This is a genomic window from Aminobacter sp. SR38, from assembly GCF_014843375.1.
GTDB lineage: Bacteria > Pseudomonadota > Alphaproteobacteria > Rhizobiales > Rhizobiaceae > Aminobacter > Aminobacter ciceronei.
On record NZ_CP062112.1, the window covers coordinates 3,346,205 to 3,362,833 of the forward strand.

Annotated in this window: 14 protein-coding genes; 10 read left to right on the forward strand and 4 right to left on the reverse strand. The window is 62.0% G+C overall.

Annotated features, from left to right (window positions below):
- Window positions 1-226 precede the first annotated feature (226 nt).
- A complete protein-coding gene (locus IG197_RS16350) occupies window positions 227-1,684 on the reverse strand; it encodes an aldehyde dehydrogenase family protein (RefSeq protein ID WP_192313374.1) in 1,458 nt (485 codons plus the stop codon).
- 167 nt (window positions 1,685-1,851) lie between these two features.
- On the opposite strand from IG197_RS16350, the gene IG197_RS16355 reads away from it, so the two are divergent.
- The 6 genes from IG197_RS16355 (at window position 1,852) to IG197_RS16380 (ending at window position 8,232) form a co-directional block, all read left to right on the forward strand.
- On the forward strand, window positions 1,852-2,628 hold the full coding sequence (locus IG197_RS16355) for an SDR family oxidoreductase (protein ID WP_158282797.1): 777 nt from the start codon (window positions 1,852-1,854) through the stop codon (window positions 2,626-2,628).
- Window positions 2,618-4,273, forward strand: a complete 1,656-nt coding sequence (locus IG197_RS16360; RefSeq protein WP_169808301.1) for a thiamine pyrophosphate-binding protein — start codon at window positions 2,618-2,620, stop codon at window positions 4,271-4,273. Before IG197_RS16355 ends, IG197_RS16360 begins: the two co-directional genes overlap by 11 nt.
- 32 nt (window positions 4,274-4,305) lie before the next feature.
- Entirely contained in the window at window positions 4,306-4,638 is a 333-nt protein-coding gene (locus IG197_RS16365) for a cupin domain-containing protein (RefSeq protein WP_067956317.1), read from the forward strand.
- 87 nt (window positions 4,639-4,725) lie between these two features.
- Window positions 4,726-5,409: a GntR family transcriptional regulator gene (locus tag IG197_RS16370; RefSeq protein ID WP_208993679.1), complete on the forward strand. Its 684-nt coding sequence runs from the start codon at window positions 4,726-4,728 to the stop codon at window positions 5,407-5,409.
- Between the two features lie 126 nt (window positions 5,410-5,535).
- Window positions 5,536-6,744: a diaminopropionate ammonia-lyase gene (locus IG197_RS16375; protein WP_192313377.1), complete on the forward strand. Its 1,209-nt coding sequence runs from the start codon at window positions 5,536-5,538 to the stop codon at window positions 6,742-6,744.
- Window positions 6,745-6,753: 9 nt separating this feature from the next.
- Window positions 6,754-8,232 (forward strand): pyridoxal-phosphate dependent enzyme, encoded by a 1,479-nt coding sequence (locus IG197_RS16380; RefSeq protein WP_192313380.1) that lies wholly within the window; start codon window positions 6,754-6,756, stop codon window positions 8,230-8,232.
- 90 nt (window positions 8,233-8,322) lie between these two features.
- On the opposite strand, the gene IG197_RS16385 is transcribed toward IG197_RS16380, so the two are convergent.
- Genes IG197_RS16385 through IG197_RS16395 form a run of 3 tightly spaced genes read right to left on the reverse strand, consistent with a single transcriptional unit; the run spans window position 8,323 to window position 12,021 of the window.
- Window positions 8,323-10,665, reverse strand: a complete 2,343-nt coding sequence (locus IG197_RS16385) for a xanthine dehydrogenase family protein molybdopterin-binding subunit (protein WP_192313383.1) — start codon at window positions 10,663-10,665, stop codon at window positions 8,323-8,325.
- 1 nt (window position 10,666) lies between these two features.
- Window positions 10,667-11,155: a (2Fe-2S)-binding protein gene (locus IG197_RS16390; RefSeq protein WP_067956321.1), complete on the reverse strand. Its 489-nt coding sequence runs from the start codon at window positions 11,153-11,155 to the stop codon at window positions 10,667-10,669.
- Entirely contained in the window at window positions 11,152-12,021 is an 870-nt protein-coding gene (locus IG197_RS16395) for a xanthine dehydrogenase family protein subunit M (protein WP_192313386.1), read from the reverse strand. The genes IG197_RS16390 and IG197_RS16395 overlap by 4 nt, the downstream gene beginning before the upstream one ends.
- A 248-nt stretch (window positions 12,022-12,269) precedes the next feature.
- Here IG197_RS16395 and dctP point away from each other — a divergent pair, with 248 nt between their 5' ends.
- The 4 genes from dctP to IG197_RS16415 all read left to right on the forward strand — a co-directional run bounded on the left by dctP (window position 12,270) and on the right by IG197_RS16415 (window position 16,550).
- A complete protein-coding gene (gene dctP, locus IG197_RS16400; protein WP_192313389.1) occupies window positions 12,270-13,274 on the forward strand; it encodes a TRAP transporter substrate-binding protein DctP in 1,005 nt (334 codons plus the stop codon).
- A gap of 86 nt (window positions 13,275-13,360) precedes the next feature.
- The gene (locus tag IG197_RS16405) at window positions 13,361-13,876 is read left to right on the forward strand and encodes a TRAP transporter small permease (protein WP_192313394.1); all 516 of its coding nucleotides are present in this window, start codon (window positions 13,361-13,363) and stop codon (window positions 13,874-13,876) included.
- A 5-nt stretch (window positions 13,877-13,881) separates the two neighbouring features.
- Complete coding sequence (locus IG197_RS16410) at window positions 13,882-15,192, forward strand: TRAP transporter large permease subunit (RefSeq protein ID WP_192313399.1); 1,311 nt, start codon at window positions 13,882-13,884, stop codon at window positions 15,190-15,192.
- A gap of 89 nt (window positions 15,193-15,281) precedes the next feature.
- Window positions 15,282-16,550 carry an ArgE/DapE family deacylase gene (locus IG197_RS16415; RefSeq protein WP_192313402.1) on the forward strand — a complete coding sequence of 423 codons (1,269 nt, stop codon included), beginning with the start codon at window positions 15,282-15,284 and terminating at the stop codon, window positions 16,548-16,550.
- Window positions 16,551-16,629 lie beyond the last annotated feature (79 nt).

A 16,629-nucleotide genomic window follows, 5' to 3' on the forward strand; every position in this document is an offset into this window, starting at 1 on the left:
CTGCGGCGGCGCTGCCTCCCGTAGCCGGTGACGGTTGACTTTGGCACCGAGGAGGAAGTCTCGTATGGCTTGTCCGACGCTGCTCGCCGGCGGCCGGGCACCGAGCACTTCTGCCGCCGCCACTGAGAAAGCAGCCTCTGCGGAGCCCGTACGGTATGGCCCAGCGCCGACACACTTTCTGAAGGTTTGTGACGGCCGATGGACCCACCGGCCGTCGGGGGGGCAGTTAGGCAAGCGGATGATGGATCGCGAAGTTCTTGACCTGCTGGTAGGCGCTAAGCGCCTCGAGACCCTTTTCACGGCCGAAGCCCGACAGCTTGAAGCCGCCAAAGGGAAATTCGACATCCAGGCCGACGCCGAAGGCGTTGATCCACACCTGGCCGACACGCAGCTTCTCGCCGACGCCGAGGGCCTTGTTGATGTTGGTGGTGTGGATGCCGGCGACAAGACCAAAGGGCGAGTCATTGGCACCGGCAACGGCTTCTTCAGCGGTGTCGAACGGAATGACGGTCAGGATCGGCCCGAAGATTTCCTCACGTGCGATCTGGGTGCTGTTGTTGGCTCCTATGACCAGGCCCGGCCTGACGAAGGCGCCCTCGGCGAGTGAAGCCGATTTCGGCAGGTCGGCGCCGAGCAGCAGTTCGCCGTCCTTGCGGGCGATGTCATAATAGCGCTCGACATCGTTCTTGTGTGCCCTGCTGATCAGCGGCCCCATGTCCGGATCGTCGACGCCGGCGCCGAGCGTCATCGCGCTGATGCGGGCATGCAGCTTGTCGACGACGCGGTCGTGGATCGAGCGCTCGACGAACAGCCGGGTTCCGGCGTTGCAGACCTGGCCGCAATGGGTAAGGAAGCCGCCGGCGACGATCGGCAGCGACTTGTCGAGATCGGCGTCGGCAAACAGGATCTGCGGTGACTTGCCGCCGAGCTCCATGTTGCAGGGGATGGCGTGCGAGGCGGCCGCGACCAGTACGCGCTCGCCGGTCGGCACGGAACCGGTGAAGGTAATCTGGTCGACCCCTTTGTGGCGGGCGAGCAGGTCGCCGGCAACCGAACCGCGGCCGTTGACCAGATTGACCAGGCCTTCGGGCAGGCCGGCCTCCTGGCATATCTTCATGAACTCATAGGCCGTGACGGGCGTGTCGGCCGACGGCTTGATGATGACGGCACAGCCGGCGGCAAGCGCCGGCGCAACGCCGCGGGCGATGAGCTGGAAGGGATAGTTCCACGGAATGATGTGGAGGCTGACGCCGATCGCCTCCTTGACCGTCCAGTCCGACCAGTCGGGCCCAAGCGGGATCGAGCTGCCATGCAGCTTGTCGGCGGCACCTCCATAGAATTCGAAGAAGCGGGCCGAGCAGTCGACCTCCCAATAGGAGTCGCGCAGGGGCTTGCCGCTGTCGATGCTTTCCTTGCGGGCGATCTCGTCGCGCCGCTGCAGCATCAACTCGCCGATGCGGTGCAGGATGCGACCACGCTCGAACGGACGCATGCGCCGCCAGGGTCCATTGTCGAATGCCTGGCGCGCCGCGGCGACTGCCATGTCGACTTCAACTGCTCCGGCACGTGCGAACTCGGCGACCAGCACGCCCGTTGCCGGGTCGAAAGACCGGCCGACGCCGTCGGAGCCTTCGTTGAGAACCTTATTGCCGACGACGATTGGAATGAAGGCGCGGTCAGTCACGTGAATCTCCATGGGTTGGGCATTCTGCTCGCTGCCGGATTGGCAACTTTTCCATCGTTGTTGTATGCAAAACAAAAAAGATTGTCTACAGTAATTGACAACGTGTTTACACGCTGGTAGCCAGAATTCATCGAAAGACGGGAGTGAGGGGCCAAATGGAGCTTGGTTTGAAAGGTAAGCGCGCGCTGGTTACAGCCGCTTCCCGTGGGCTTGGCAGGGCCTCGGCCCTGGCGCTGGCCGCCGAGGGTGCGTGGGTTGCCGTCGCGGGACGCAACACGGAAGCGATGCAGGATCTTGTGCGCGAATTGCTCGATGCGGGTGCAGCCGATGCAATTGCGGTCAAGATGGATCTGACGGACCGTACGACGCTCAAGCCGGCGGTCGACGAAGTGGTCGCCAATTTCGGCGGCCTCGACATTTTCGTCGGCAATACCGGCGGTCCTGCTGCCGGACCATTCCTCAGCGTTTCACGCGATGGATGGGAGCAGGCGCTGAACGAGAGCCTTCTGCCGCTTGTCGAGCTCTCTCACGCGGTGCTGCCGCACATGCAGGCCGGCGGCTGGGGCCGCATCATCTTCATTACGACGGTCGGCGTGAAGGTGGTTCAGCCCAACATGGTTCTGTCGGACTCGGTGCGCTTGGCTGTGGTCGGCCTGGCCAAGTCGCTCTCCATCGAGTTCGCCCATGAAGGCATCATGGTGAACTGCCTCTGTCCGGGGCCGTTCGCCACCGACCGCATGGAGTATCTGATCCAGTCGAGCATGGATCGAGACGGTCTGGACCGTAAGGCGGCGGAAGCGCTGTGGCTTGAAGAAGTGCCGGTCGGCAAGTTCGGCGACCCCAATGATTTCGGCGCGATTGTCGCCACGCTCGCCTCCGAGCGGGCCGGTTTCATTACCGGCACGGCCATCGCCCTCGACGGAGGAAAATCTCGTGCTTACTAAGAACCAGTCCGCCAAGAGCGCAACCATGGACGGCGGTGCAGCCGTCGTCGCCTGGCTCAAGGCCGTCGGCGTGCAGAACATCTTTTCCGTTTCGGGCGGGCCGATCAATTCGGTTTATCGCGCCTGTGCGCATCAGGGGCTTCCGCTCATCCATGCCCGCCACGAGGCCGCAGCCTGCTTTATGGCCGAGGCCCAGTCGCGGGTCACCGGCAAGGCCGGTGCTGCGGTCGTCACGCTCGGACCCGGCGTTACCAATGCGGTTACGCCAGGGCTCGTCGCCATGCTCGCCGGCACGCCGGTCATCATCGTCGGAGCCCAGGCCGGTACCAAGTCGGCCGAACGTGGCGCCGGAATGGCCTATGATGTCCTGCCGATCATGAAGGGGGTCACCAAATGGGCTGCGCGCTGCACCGATCCGAACCGGCTGCAGGAATATCTCGACATTGCCTGGCGCAAGATGTGGGCCGGTCGGCCCGGTCCTGTGTTCCTCGAGGTGCCGACAGACATTCTGTCGACTCCGCTGAGCACCGAGGTGGCGAGCGCCTGTCCGCCGATGCCCGGCATTGCCGGCGTGCCCGCACGTGATGCCGACGCAGCGCGCACCCTGCTGGCGCAGGCCAAGAGACCGCTGCTTGTCCTTGGCGATGAATTGTTCTGGGACCGCACCGATCGGATCACGGAAGTGGTCGAAAAGCACGGCCTCGCATTCGCCACGATGCGGCTTGCACGCGGCATCGTCGATGAGCGGCACCCCAGGTGGATGGGACCTGCCTACGCGCCTTGCAATGCAACGCTGCGAAGGGCGATGAAGGAAGCGGACTGCATTTTGCTGCTCGGCCATCATTTCGAATTCGATCTCGAATTCGGCGACACGGTTGGCCAGGACGCCCGCATCATTCAGGTCTGTTCCGACCAGGAACTGCTGCATCGCAACAAGCAGGCCGATATCGCCATTGCCGCATCGCCTGCAGCCTTTCTCGACGTCGTTGCCGAGATGTCACCTTTGCAGATCGATCGGCTCTGGAGCGACGGCCTGGTCACGGCCTGGCAGAGCGAGCGCGAAAGCCAGTTAGGCGAGGGCGATGCCACAGGCATTCACCCGGTCGCTGCGATAGATGCGGTAAGTGCTGCTGCGCCCGACAATGCGATCTTCGTCACCTCGCATGGCAATATCGACTTCTGGGCGGATGCGCGGCTGCGTGTTCCGGCAGTGGGCCGTTATCTCCGCGCCGGCCAGTCCGGAGCCCTTGGGGCCGAGGTTCCCTATGGCGCGGGCGCGTGCTTTGCCGATCCGGATGCGCCGGTAATCGTGTTCGTCGGCGATGGTGGCGTTGGATTCCACATTTCGGAACTCGATACTGCCGAACGCTACGGTCGGGCATTCATCATTGTCGTGCTCGACGATGAGATGTGGGGGGCGATCGCCCTGCCACAGGAACAGAGCTTCGGTGAAACCTACGAGATGAACCTGCCGCGTCGCGACTGGGCAAAGGTTGCCGAGGGACTGGGCGGGCGAGGCTATTTTGCCCGCGATGCCGATGCCATCCAGAAGGCCCTTGCCGACGCCATTGCCAGCGGCAAGCCGGCGCTGATCCAGGTGCCGGTGCGCAGCGTCATCAGCCCTTACATGGCCTACATCTCGTAGCCGTTGTTCACGAAGATATCTGGAGAGACAGCATGAACATATGGAAGAACTCTGCGGCCACGGGCATCACCCCGCCCAATCACTTTGGTGGCCTCAATGTGCTCGACATCGTGCCCTTCAAAGGCAACAATTTCTGCATCCAGCTTTCGAAAGCTCCGAAGGGTGGCGGCGGCGATCTTCATCATCACGACGACTGGGCGCAGGCGTTCTACATGGTGAAGGGCGAGATGACCTTCGACACGGGCAAGGAACGTTTCACGCTCAAGCCGGGCGAGTCCGTCCTGTTCGAGCCGGGCGACCCGCACTACACGGTCAATGAGGCGGATGAGCAGGCGGAATACCTGGTCATCACAATTCAGCAGTAAGCCTGAGCGGGATCGGTGGCGGAAAGCTTGCATCGCGTCCGCCAAGGATGCATCTAACGTCAGATGCGGCAGATCTGGGAGTAAACGGTGAGCGAAGTCATGGATGACGAGAGGGAAACCAGGCTGTCTGCGGACAACCTGATCCGCCTTCTTGAAGATGACATTCTCAACAGCGTGCTGAAGCCGGGCGACCGGCTGGACGAGCAGTCGCTTGCACGCCGCTTTGAGGTTTCGCGCACCCCGGTGCGGGAAGCGCTTCGACATCTCGCCTCAAGCGGCCTCGTCGACATCCGCAAGAACCAGGGTGCGACGGTCAAGCGGCTTACCACCGCCGAGCTGATCGAGATGTTCCAGATCATGGCGGAGTATGAGGGGCTTTCGGCCCGTCTTTCCGCCCGCCGGATGACGCGCGACGAGCTCACCGAAATGCGCAAATGGCACGACGAGTGCGCAGCGAGAGCCGAAAAGGAAGACCACGATGGCTTCTATGAAGCCAACAACCTCTTCCATGACACGATCTTCCGCGGTTCGCGCAACGTCTTCCTGCAGGTCGAGAGCCGCAAGCTGCGCAACCGGCTCAATGTCTATCGGCGTCACATCACGACGCCGCGCAAGATGGCGAAGTCCGTCATCGAGCATCGGGGTATCGTCGATGCGATCGTGGCGGGCGACGAAGAACTGGCACACAGCCTGATGCGCCAGCACGTCGATCTGCTGGCAGGCGCGGCTGCCGATGTGCTGCTCGCACTTGAGACCGAAAATCTAGAATAGACCCCGGCCAAACCGGTTGGACGACGACGTCGCTTGCGGCGCGCGGAGACGCGCGCGCTGGCTCCTGGAGAGCATTGCCCAAAGGTCCGGCGCCAGATGTGCCCGGCAGAGCAAATGAGGTTCGCAATGAAGTTAGTCGAGAATCGCTCCGCCAAGCGGAACATGCCCCTCAGCGCAACGGAAGCTGCGATTGCTGGCGTTGGCGCTCCCGCGATCGTCCGTGAATTTCTTCCCGCCTTTCCCATCTATGCGCCGACACCGCTGGAGAGCCTTCCTGGTCTCGCTGCGACCCTGGGCATCGCATCTGTCGATCTCAAGGACGAAGGCCACCGCTATGGCCTGTACAGCTTCAAGGCGCTCGGCGGCGCCTATGCCGTCGCCCGCCTGGTTCGTGACCATGCAGCGCGGGTTCTCGGTCGTGATGTCGAACCGGCCGAGTTGCTCTCCGAAGTGGTCAAGCAGGTCGCAGCCGACCTCACCGTGTGTTGCGCCACCGATGGCAACCATGGCCGCTCCGTTGCGGCCGGCGCCCAGATGTTCGGCTGCCGGTGCGTGATCTTCCTGCACAGCGGGGTTTCCGTCGGGCGCGAAAAGGCCATTGCAGGCTTTGGAGCCGAGATCCGGCGGACCGATGGCAATTATGACCAGTCCGTCGCAGAAGCGAGCGAAACGGCGAACCGCGAAGGCTGGACGACGGTCTCCGATTTTGCCTGGGAGGGCTACACCGAAATCCCCGGCATGGTCATGCAGGGTTACACCTTGATGCTGGGCGAGATCTCCGCCCAGGCAAGGCAGCCTTACACGCATGTCTTCATTCAGGGGGGCGTCGGTGGTCTTGCAGCGGTCGTTGCCGGATATTTTCTGGACCGGGACGGGGCGTCGCGCCCGAAACTCATCGTCGTCGAGCCCGACAAGGCGGCCTGCCTGCAGATGAGTGCCGCCGCCGGCAAGCGGATGTCGATCGAAGCCGGTGACGCCACCGTGATGGCGATGCTCGAATGTTATGAGCCGTCGCTGACAGCCTGGGAAATTCTCGAAAAGAGTGCCGACTATTACCTCGATGTCGGTGATGGCGCGGCCGTCGATGCGTTGAGAAAGCTTGCCCGTCCCGTCGCCAACGACCCAGCGCTACGCATTGGCGAATCCGGCGTTGCAGGCCTTGCAGGACTGATCGCCGCTGCTGGCGACCCATCGATGCGTGCCACGCTCGGTCTCGACGCCGGCTCGCATATCCTTTTGATCGGCACCGAAGGTGCAACAGATCCGGAGCTCTATGAAGCGCTTCTGCATGGGGCGGCGACACCGGCATTTCACGCCCATGCTGCGGCCTTGTGAGGGACGTCGATGAGCGATCTGTTTGCAACTGATGTTGTTGACGCCGATGTGCGCGGCCGGGCTGCTGCCCGTTTCAGGCAAGCTGGCGTCAAGCTGCCGAAACTATCCGAACTGGCGCGGCCGGAGACCATCGACCCGACGGCTCTCGCTGCACTGGCCGGTATCGAACCGGATGCCGCCGACCCGCTCAACCTCTTTCGCGTTCACTGGCACAATGGGCCTGACCGGAGCGGACAGACTGAAACACCGTGCCATATCATATTGCCTGAAGCACTGACGGGCGTGCGCGCCAGGATCGTCGTTGCGGTCGGCGATCGCTTTCCGATGATTGCGGCACACAAGGTGCTGGCGGCATATGGCTGTCTGGTGCCTCGGTTGGTCACCGGACAATTCGATCTCGACAACCAGCGCGCGGTGTGGCCATCGACAGGCAATTATTGCCGCGGCGGGGTTGCGATATCGACGATCCTTGGGGCGCGCAGTGTTGCCGTGCTGCCGGAAGGAATGAGCCCCGAGCGGTTCCGCTGGTTGGAAAAATGGACCGCCGACCCGCGCGACATCCTGCGTACGCCAGGCAGCGAAAGCAACCTCAAGGAAATCTACGACGCCTGCCACGAACTGGCAAAGGATGCGCGCAACGTCATCCTCAACCAGTTCAGCGAATATGGGAACTACATCGCGCACCGCGCGGTGACCGGACTGGCGCTGGAGCGGGTCTTCAACGCCGTCAATACAAACGGCAAGCTCAGGGCGCGGGCGTTCGTCGCCGCGTCCGGCTCCTCCGGTACGCTTGCAGCAGGTGACCATCTCAAGGAACGCCTGGGCTGTCAGATCGCTGCCGTGGAAGCCACCGAGTGCCCGACGCTGCTCAACAATGGCTATGGCGAGCACAACATCCAGGGCATCGGCGACAAACATGTGCCGCTGATCCACAATGTCCTCAATACGGACTATGTCATCGGGGTATCCGAGCGTTCTCCCGATAGCCTCAACCTGCTTTTCAACCATCCGGCAGGGCGTGCGTATCTGCGCAATCACAAAGGTCTGTCGGACGAGACGATCGGCAGCTTCACCCATCTTGGCCTGTCATCGATCGCCAACATCGTGGCGGCAATCAAGCTGGCCAGATATCTGGATCTTGGTCCCGAAGACGTCGTCCTGACGGTCGCCACCGATGGTGCTGCGATGTACGAATCCCAGCTCGGCAAGGTCCTGGATGCTTCGTTCGGAGGCGTGTTCGATGCGCTGTCGGCAGCGGAAGTGTTCGGCGAGCATTTGGCGGGCGTGCGGACCGATGCAATGATCGAGCTGACGCGGCTTGATCGCGAGCGCATCTTCAATCTCGGCTACTACACCTGGGTGGAACAGCAGGGCGTATCGCTTGAGGATTTCTCACGCCGGCGCCAACAGTCCTTCTGGGACGGCCTGATGGCCATGGTTCCGGTGTGGGACGGGCTCATCGCTGAGTTCAACACCGCAGCTGCCTGAGGCTGCGGTCGAAGCTGAGTGAAGCGGAAAAGGCCGGCGGATTGCTCCGCCGGCCTTTTTGTTGGCCTCCACTTTGGCAGGGCGGCGGCCTCAGGCCGCCCCGCGAAGATGTTGCGAGAGCTTCCATATCGCATTGGTGTTCAGCGGTGTCGAAGAGACGCCGACGTCCAGCGCATTGGCCACCGCATTGGCGATGGCCGCCGCAGGGCCAATCGCTCCGCCTTCTCCCAGGCCCTTGGCACCCAGCGGTGTCAACGGGGTAGGGGTCTCGATATGATGAACCTCGATGTTGGGGATTTCAGGCGCCAGCGGCATCAGGTAGTCGGCAAAGCTGGTGGTCAGGGGCTGGCATTCGGCATCGTAGATGAAATGCTCGAACATGGCCGAGCCGATGCCCTGGACAACGCCGCCGCGTACCTGGCCGTCCACCACCAGCGGGTTGAGGATGGTGCCGCAGTCTTCGACCACGACAAACCGCCGCAACTTCATCTTGCCGGTCGCGATGTCGATTTCGACAACGGCGGCATGCACCGCATTCGAATAGGTGCCGTCCCTGGGGCCATCCTGGCGTTGCTCGGCTTCAAGACCCGGCTGCATGCCCTCGGGAAGCTGATCGACGTTGCGCAGCGCTGCCCGCGCGAGCTTGCGGATGGCAATGAAACGTTGTTCGGCATCGCGGACATAGGCATTGCCGTTTGACAGTTCGATCTCATCCGGCTTGGCCTGAAGCAGGTGGGCGGCGATGGCTTTCAGCTTGGCGGCGAGCTTGAGCGAGGCAAGATGGACGGCACCGCCACCCAGAGCCCCACCGCGGCTACCCCAGGTGCCTACGGAATAGGGCGTGGTCAACGTGTCGCCGTGGCGGACATAGACGTTCTCCGGGTTCACCCCGAGCGCATCGGCGGCAACCTGGGCCATCGTCGTTTCGAGACCCTGACCATGGTTTTGCAGTCCGAGGTCGATCGTGACCTCGCCGTCTGGCGACATCTCGACCCGGGCAGCGATATAGCCGGTCTCGATCGGCACGCGGCGCCTGGTGAAATCGGGCGTGCCATGCGCCGTCTGCTCGATGAAGCAGGCGATGCCGACGCCCACGCGCTTGGTGCTGGAACCGCGCGAGGCCGCAGCTTCGGTCACGTCCTCGGCCAGCAGCACCTGCATCTGCTCGAGCGATTGCGCGTAGGAGCCTTCGTCGTAGCTGAAGCCAAGCACGTTCTTGTACGGAAACTGCCGGATCATGTTTTTTAGCCGGAAGGCAAATGGGTCCATGCCCAGTTCCTTGGCGATGTCGTCCATCAGGCGCTCCTGGGAGAACACCGCCGAGGGGCGTGCGACGCCGCGATAGGTGCCGATCGCGCATTTGTTGGTCGCGACCGCACGGAATGTCGCCTCGTAGGCCTGGAAGTCATAGGGGCCAGGCAGGACCTTGCCGACCATGCCGGGTTCGCCCGCAGAGGTGAACGGAAAGGTCGAATAGGCGCCGTTGTCTACCGTGATATCCGCCTTGAGCCCGAGCAGCCGGCCATCGGCCGAGACATATGCCTCAAGTGTGTGTTGATGGTCGCGGGCATGGATGCTTGCAATCAGGTGTTCGCGGCGGTCTTCGATCCATTTGACCGGACGTCCGGTCTTCATGGCGAGCCAGGCGACCAGGACCTCGTCGCCGAACACCTGGCCCTTGACCCCGAAGCCACCGCCAACATCGGGCGCGACCACACGGATGCGGGATTCCGGCAGGTCCAGTTCCTCGGAGATGTAGGTGCGTACCAGGTGCGGCATCTGGGTTGACGACCAGACTGTGAGCACGCGGTCGGCATGGTCGTAGCTGGCGACGACGCCCCGGCATTCCATCGGCACGCCAGCCTGGCGCTGGGTGCTGTAGGTGCGCTTGATGATGTGGGCCGCCGCGGCCCTTGCCGCTTCGAGATCGCCGCCCTTCATCTGGCGTTGAACGATGATGTTGCTGGCCCAGCCGTCGAACAGCGGTGGAAGCGAGGGGTCTCGCGCCTGTGCCATGGTGCCTATGACGGGCAGGGTCTCGTAATCGACGAAGACGAGTTCGGCAGCATCCTCGGCCTTGTAGGCATCCTCGGCCAGGACCACGGCGACCGGTTCGCCGACGAAACGCACCTTGCCCTCAGCCAGCAGCGGCTGCTCGGAATACTGCATTTCTGGATAGTCCTGGTGCGCCTTCATCGACAGCCCGGCGGTATCCTTGCCGGTAAACACCCAGGTCGCATAGTCGAGATCGGCCAGCGCCGAGGTATCTATCTCGACGATGTTGGCATGTGCCGTGTCTGCGCGAACGAATGAGAGGTGGAGCATGTCGGGCAAGCGGATGTCGTCGACGTAGCGCGCCGAGCCGGACAGCAGGCGTGTATCCTCGAAGCGCTGGACGCGGGCGCCGATATGTTTGGGACGATCAGCCATCATTTCACATTCCTCCGCCAAGGCCCAGATTGACCGCCTTGCGGACGGCCGCGACGATGCCGTGATATCCGGTGCAGCGGCAGATGTTGCCGCTCATGGCTTCGCGGATCTCTTCATCGCCGGGCAGGCGCTTCTGCTCGACCATCTCTTCGACGAAAGGCACCAGCGTCATGATGAACCCAGGGGTACAGTAGCCACATTGCAGGCCGTGCTCGCTGCGGAAAGCCTGCTGAAGCGCGTGTTCCGCTGTCGGCCCGCCAATGCTCTCGACGGTCCGGATCGCTGAGCCGTCGCACTGAGCGGCGAAGGTGAGGCACGAAAGCCGCGGTGTCCCGTCGAGATGCACTGTGCAGCAGCCGCAGGCACCGTGGGCACAGCCAATATGGACGCCTGACAGGCCGAATTCCTGGCGCAGGACATCCGCAAGCAGGCGTCTGGGTTCGACGCTCAGCGTCTTGGTTTTTCCGTTCACTTCCAGGGTAATGTCGATCATGATTTGTCCAGCGCTCTGGTGCAGGCCGCCTCGATGGCGCGGTGCGTGAGTTCGGCGATCAGGCCACGGCGATAGTCTGCTGAGGCAATGTGGTCGTCGACCGGGTCGATCGAGGCGGCGAAGATGCGACCAGCCTCGGCAGCGGGCGGATCTGCGAGGGACTTGCCGACGAGGAAGTCTTCCACGTCCGGCGCCCGCATGGGGAACAGGTCCGCGCCACAGCAGACCATGGCTGCCCGAACGACCTTGCCGCCGCCATGCTCCAGCGAGATTCCGATCGATGCCGTTGCGAAGTCGCCGCTGCGTTCGCCCAGTTCGATGAAACTGCCGGTCGATGACGCCGGCGGAATCGGAAACTCTACCGCTACCACCATTTCACCCGGTTCGAGCGCGGTCACATAGGCGCTCAGGAAGAACTCCTGTGCCTTGATGCGTCGCTCGCCCGTGACCGAGCGAGCGACGATATCGGCATCGTAGAGCACCGAGACGGCCGGCAGCTCGGCGGTTGGGTCGGCATGGGAAATGCTGCCACCGATCGAACCGTTTCGCCGGATCGTCGGATGGCCGATGTAGTGGACTGCGTCGAGAAAGGCGGGAAAGTGCCGCGCGATCCAGGGATCGTCGAAATAGGCAATGTGCCGGGTCAACGCGCCTATCCGCAGGACGGGCCCGACGATTTCGATCGCATCGAGCGGCAGGCGATTGATGTCGACAAGATGGCCAGGCCGCGCCAACCGGAAATTCATCATCGGCACAAGGCTTTGGCCACCGGCGATCGGCCGACCGTTCTCGCCGAATTCGCCCAGCAACTCGAGCGCGTGCTCGAGTGAGGTCGCGCGGTGATACTCGAATGACGCTGGCCTCATCAGTTTCCTCTTAACAAAGGGGGAGAATCCTGACGGAGTCTCCACCCGAACCCATCAATACGGTCTCGGCCGCTTGTCAGCAAACTAAGCGAGGCCGCAGTTGTATGCAATAAAAAAAAGATTGTAGACAACTGTGAGGATTCCGCATTATGTTGAGCCATCGCCGACTGGGAGGAAACCTGTGGGCGTCGAAGGTCGACGAGTTCAGCGCAGCCGGCGTCGAGCGCGAGCTGCCAAGGGAGGGAACTATGTTTGCAATGCGAAGCTTTGCGTGGAGCTTGAGTGCGGCAGCCTTTGGGCTCGCCTTACTCGGCACCGCAGCTCAAGCCGACGACACCGTGACGCTGAAGATGGTCGGCGCCTGGGCGCATGGCTTTTCTCCGACGGCGGACGTCGGCAAGAATTTCATGGACAACGTCAATCGTCTTGGCGAAGGCAAGGTCAAGATCCAGTATATGGGCGCGGACGAAGTGATCCCGCCATTCGATCAGCCGGAAGCCCTCGTCAATGGTGTGTTCGACGTGTGGTACGGGGCACCGAACTATTTCACCGGCGTCGTGCCGGGCGGTGACATCACCGAACTTTCGACACATCTGACCCCGGATGACGGTCCGGGCTCGGAGCTCCATGACTTCCTGGTCAAATTGTACGAGCCAAAGGGCGTTCGCTACCTCGGGCATGCAACCGGCGAGCCAGGTGTTGGCACTCATTATGTCAGCACGCAATTTCCCGTCACGAGCATCGATGACCTGAAAGGCAAGAAGCTTCGCGTTACGCCGGTCACCCGCCATTTCGTGCAGTCTGCAGGTGCTGAGTCCGTGACACTCCCGCCAGGCGATATCTTCCTGGCCATGGATCGCCGCACTGTTGACGGCTTCACCTGGCCGGTTGCCGATGCCTTCACCCGCTACGGTTGGCAGGAGGTCACCAAATACATGATCGATCAGCCGATGTACCGCAGCGGCGCCAGCATCGCCATGAACCTGGACAAGTGGGACAGCCTTACTCCCGAGACGCAGGGCATCCTGCTCGAGGCGATGAAAGAGACGCAGGAATGGACCCGTGCATGGTTCGCCAAGAACCTCGCCGAGCAGGTCGGTCTCATGCAAAAGGCCGGCATGCAGGTGCTCAAACTGTCCGAGCCAGAGGCTGAGCGCTGGAACGCGACGGCCAAGGATTCGCTGTGGGCCTACTACAAGACGGTCCTGAGCGCCGAACAGTTCGAAACGGCCCAGCGCTTGCTGGCCAAGTAGCTAGACGATTTCCCGGCAATCGCTGCGAAGCGTCGTTTCGATCCTTCACGGCGGTGCCGGGGTCCTCACCAAATTGGATAATGTTCATGAGAACATTCGGAAAGCTCTTCGACCGGCTCGAAGACGTCATGGCGGCAAGCGCTGCCTGCCTGCTCCTGGCGATCATGCTGGCGACCGTGGTCAAGGTCGTCGGCCGCGCGCTGTTCAATCACGGCATCATGGGCATCGACCAGATCAGTGGCACCATGATGGTCTATGTCGCGTTTCTTGGCGCGGCCTGGGTCCTTCGCAATGAAGGCCACATCACGATCGACATCCTGACGTCGAACCTGTCCGAAAGAGGCCAGCGCATTATGGGCGTCGCAAGCTCCATCGTGGGTGCCATCGCATGCCTGGTGATCGCCTACTTTGCCGTCATCGCGACGGGCCTTTCCATCAAACGAGGCGTCATGGTCGCCGCCGAACTCGAGATCCCCCGCGCTCTCAATCTCTGGGTGATCCCCTTCGGCTGCACGGTGCTCGGCATCGAGTTCATCCGTCGCGCGATCCGCATACAGAAGGGCATTGTCTTGAAATCCGAATTCGTCGCGGCGGAGGCCTGATCATCATGGAATGGTGGGAATTTCTACTCGCGTTCTTCTGCGCCCTCGCGGCCCTTATGGTGATCGGCGTTCCGGTCGCAATCTCCTTCATCGTCGTCAATCTGGTCGGCGTCTATTTCCTTTGGGGAAGCGGCGGCTTCAATCAGATCATCCTCAGCATCGACAGCTCGATCGCGTCCTTCATGCTGGTGCCAATTCCCATGTTCATTCTCATGGGCTGCATGATGTTTCATACCGGCATCGCAGAACGGCTGATCAACGTGCTCGATCAGTGGCTGGGCTTCATTGCCGGACGCCTCGCGGTCCTTGCGGTCGGCGCCGGAACGATCCTTGCCATGCTGACCGGCGTTGCCATGGGCAGCGTTGCCATGCTCGGCTCGACGCTCACTCCCGAGATGGAACGGCGTGGCTACTCCAAGACGATGTCGCTTGGGCCCATCCTGGGCAGCGGCGCCCTGGCAATCCTGATGCCATCCAGCACGCTTGCAATCGTGCTCGCCAGCGTCGGCGGCTTTTCCATCGCCAAGGTCCTGGTCGGCGTGGTCATTCCCGGGATCATGCTTGCGACGATGTACATTGCCTACATCGTCATCCGGGCGACGCTTCAGCCTCATGTGGCCCCCGCCTATGAAGTGCCGCGTGTGCCGCTTGGCCGCAAGCTTAAGGACACCGCACTATACCTCGTGCCGCCGGTGTCGATCATCGTCCTTGTCGTCGGTCTCATCTTCGGTGGTATCGCCACGCCGACGGAAGCGGCATCGATCGGCACGTTCATGACCTTCGTGCTGGCATTTCTTTATGGAAAGCTGAACTGGGCGGTGCTCAAGAAGGGCATTGGTTCGGCGACGCATATCTCGGTGATGATCCTGCTGATCCTCACCGGATCGGCAGGCTTCGGCCAGTTGCTCAGCTTCTCGGGCGCAACCACTGCCATCACCGGCTGGGCCACCGATCTGCCGGTTCACCAGTACGTCCTCATGGCGATGATGATGATCACCGTCATGGTCATCGGCATTTTCCTCGAGCAGATTTCGATCGTGCTGATCACCGTTCCGATCTTCATGCCTGTTGTACATGCCATGGGTTGGGATCCGATCTGGTTTGCCATCATCATGATGGTCAATCTCGAGCTGGACACCATCATGCCACCGGCCGGACTTTCCCTGTTCGTGATGAAAGGCATCGCGCCAAAGGGAACCACGATGGGCGACATCTATCGGGCCGCCATGCCGTTCGTGCTGATGAACATCACACTGATGATCCTGATGATCATGTTCCCGCAGATCTCGCTCTGGCTTCCGAGCCTGATGCCCTGAGCTCTGATGAACGGACGCAGCGATCGGCTGCGTCCACCCCCAAAATCCCCCAACCTTCATCTCTCCGCAAATTCTGGAGCCGCTACGCTATGACCAGTCAACGACAGGCCATCCTGGACACGATCGACAAGAACCGTGACAAGGCCGTCCAGTTTCTCCAGAAAATGGTGACGATCCCAAGCGTGACCGGCGACGAGGCCGCTATCCAGGCGTTCGTGGCCGACTACATGAACGGCATGGGTCTCGAAGTCGACATGTGGGAGACCAACTGGGAAGAGCTGAAGAAGCACCCCGGCTATCGCCCGGTCGACCGGGGCTATGAAGGCCGCCCCAACATCGTCGGCACCCGGAAGGGCATCGGCGGCGGCCGTTCGCTGTTGCTCAACGGGCATACGGACGTCATTCCCGTCGGCAACGGCGAAGGCTGGAGCGACAATCCATGGTCGGCGTCGATCAAGGATGGCCGCATCTATGGTCGCGGTTCCTGCGACATGAAGAGCGGCGTGGCGAGCCACATCCTCGCCGTCGAGTTCCTCAAGGAGGCAGGCGTCGAGCTCAAGGGTGACGTCTACATCAATGTCGTCATCGATGAGGAGGTCAGTGGCCACGGCACGCTCGATACCGTGATCCGCGGCTACAAGGCTGACGCAGGCATTTCAGGCGAGACGAGCGATCTGGCGGTTCAGCCGGCATGTATCGGCCGCATCTGGTTTCAGATCGACGTGCAGGGTAAGCCGGCGGGCATCCAGCAGCGCTATCTCGGCATCAGCGCCATCGACCTCGGCAACAAGATCGTCAAGGCCGTCCAGGAGCTCGAGGATCATCGTGTCGCGACCGTCAGGCATCCGCTCTATCCAAGCGCAATCGACTCGTTGCCCTGCATCATCGGCAGCTTCCAGGCGGGCAATTATCCGAGCGCCTTCCCGGCGAGTGCGGTGCTCAAAGGCAGCATCGGAACCGTACCGGGCGAGGATCATGAAGGTGTCAAGCAGAGCCTCGTCGACAAGATCGCCAAGGTAGCGGCGGAAGATGAGTGGATGCGCGAGCACCCGCCGGTCGTGCGTTTCGTCGGCTATGACGCCGAAGCCTCGGAAATCCCGAGAGATCACGCCATCGTCGATCTGGTGTCGAGGAACTTCACCGAGCTGACCGGTCGCAAGCCTGAAATCAGCGGACGCCAGGGGGCTGCCGATACCCGCTTCCTCAACAGCTATGGCGAGACGCCGACGGTGATCTTCGGGCCCGGCTCGACAGCGGTCATGCATGCCAATGACGAGTATGTCTCGATCGAAGACTACCTGACCGCCATCAAGGTGATGGCGCTCTGTATCTACGACTGGTGTGGCGCGCGCGACTGACGCCCCCGTGCCCGCGCCGATTTGCGGGCTTCAATGGATAGCTGATCCCGCAATGGGATCAGCCAGTCCCTCGGTTGGC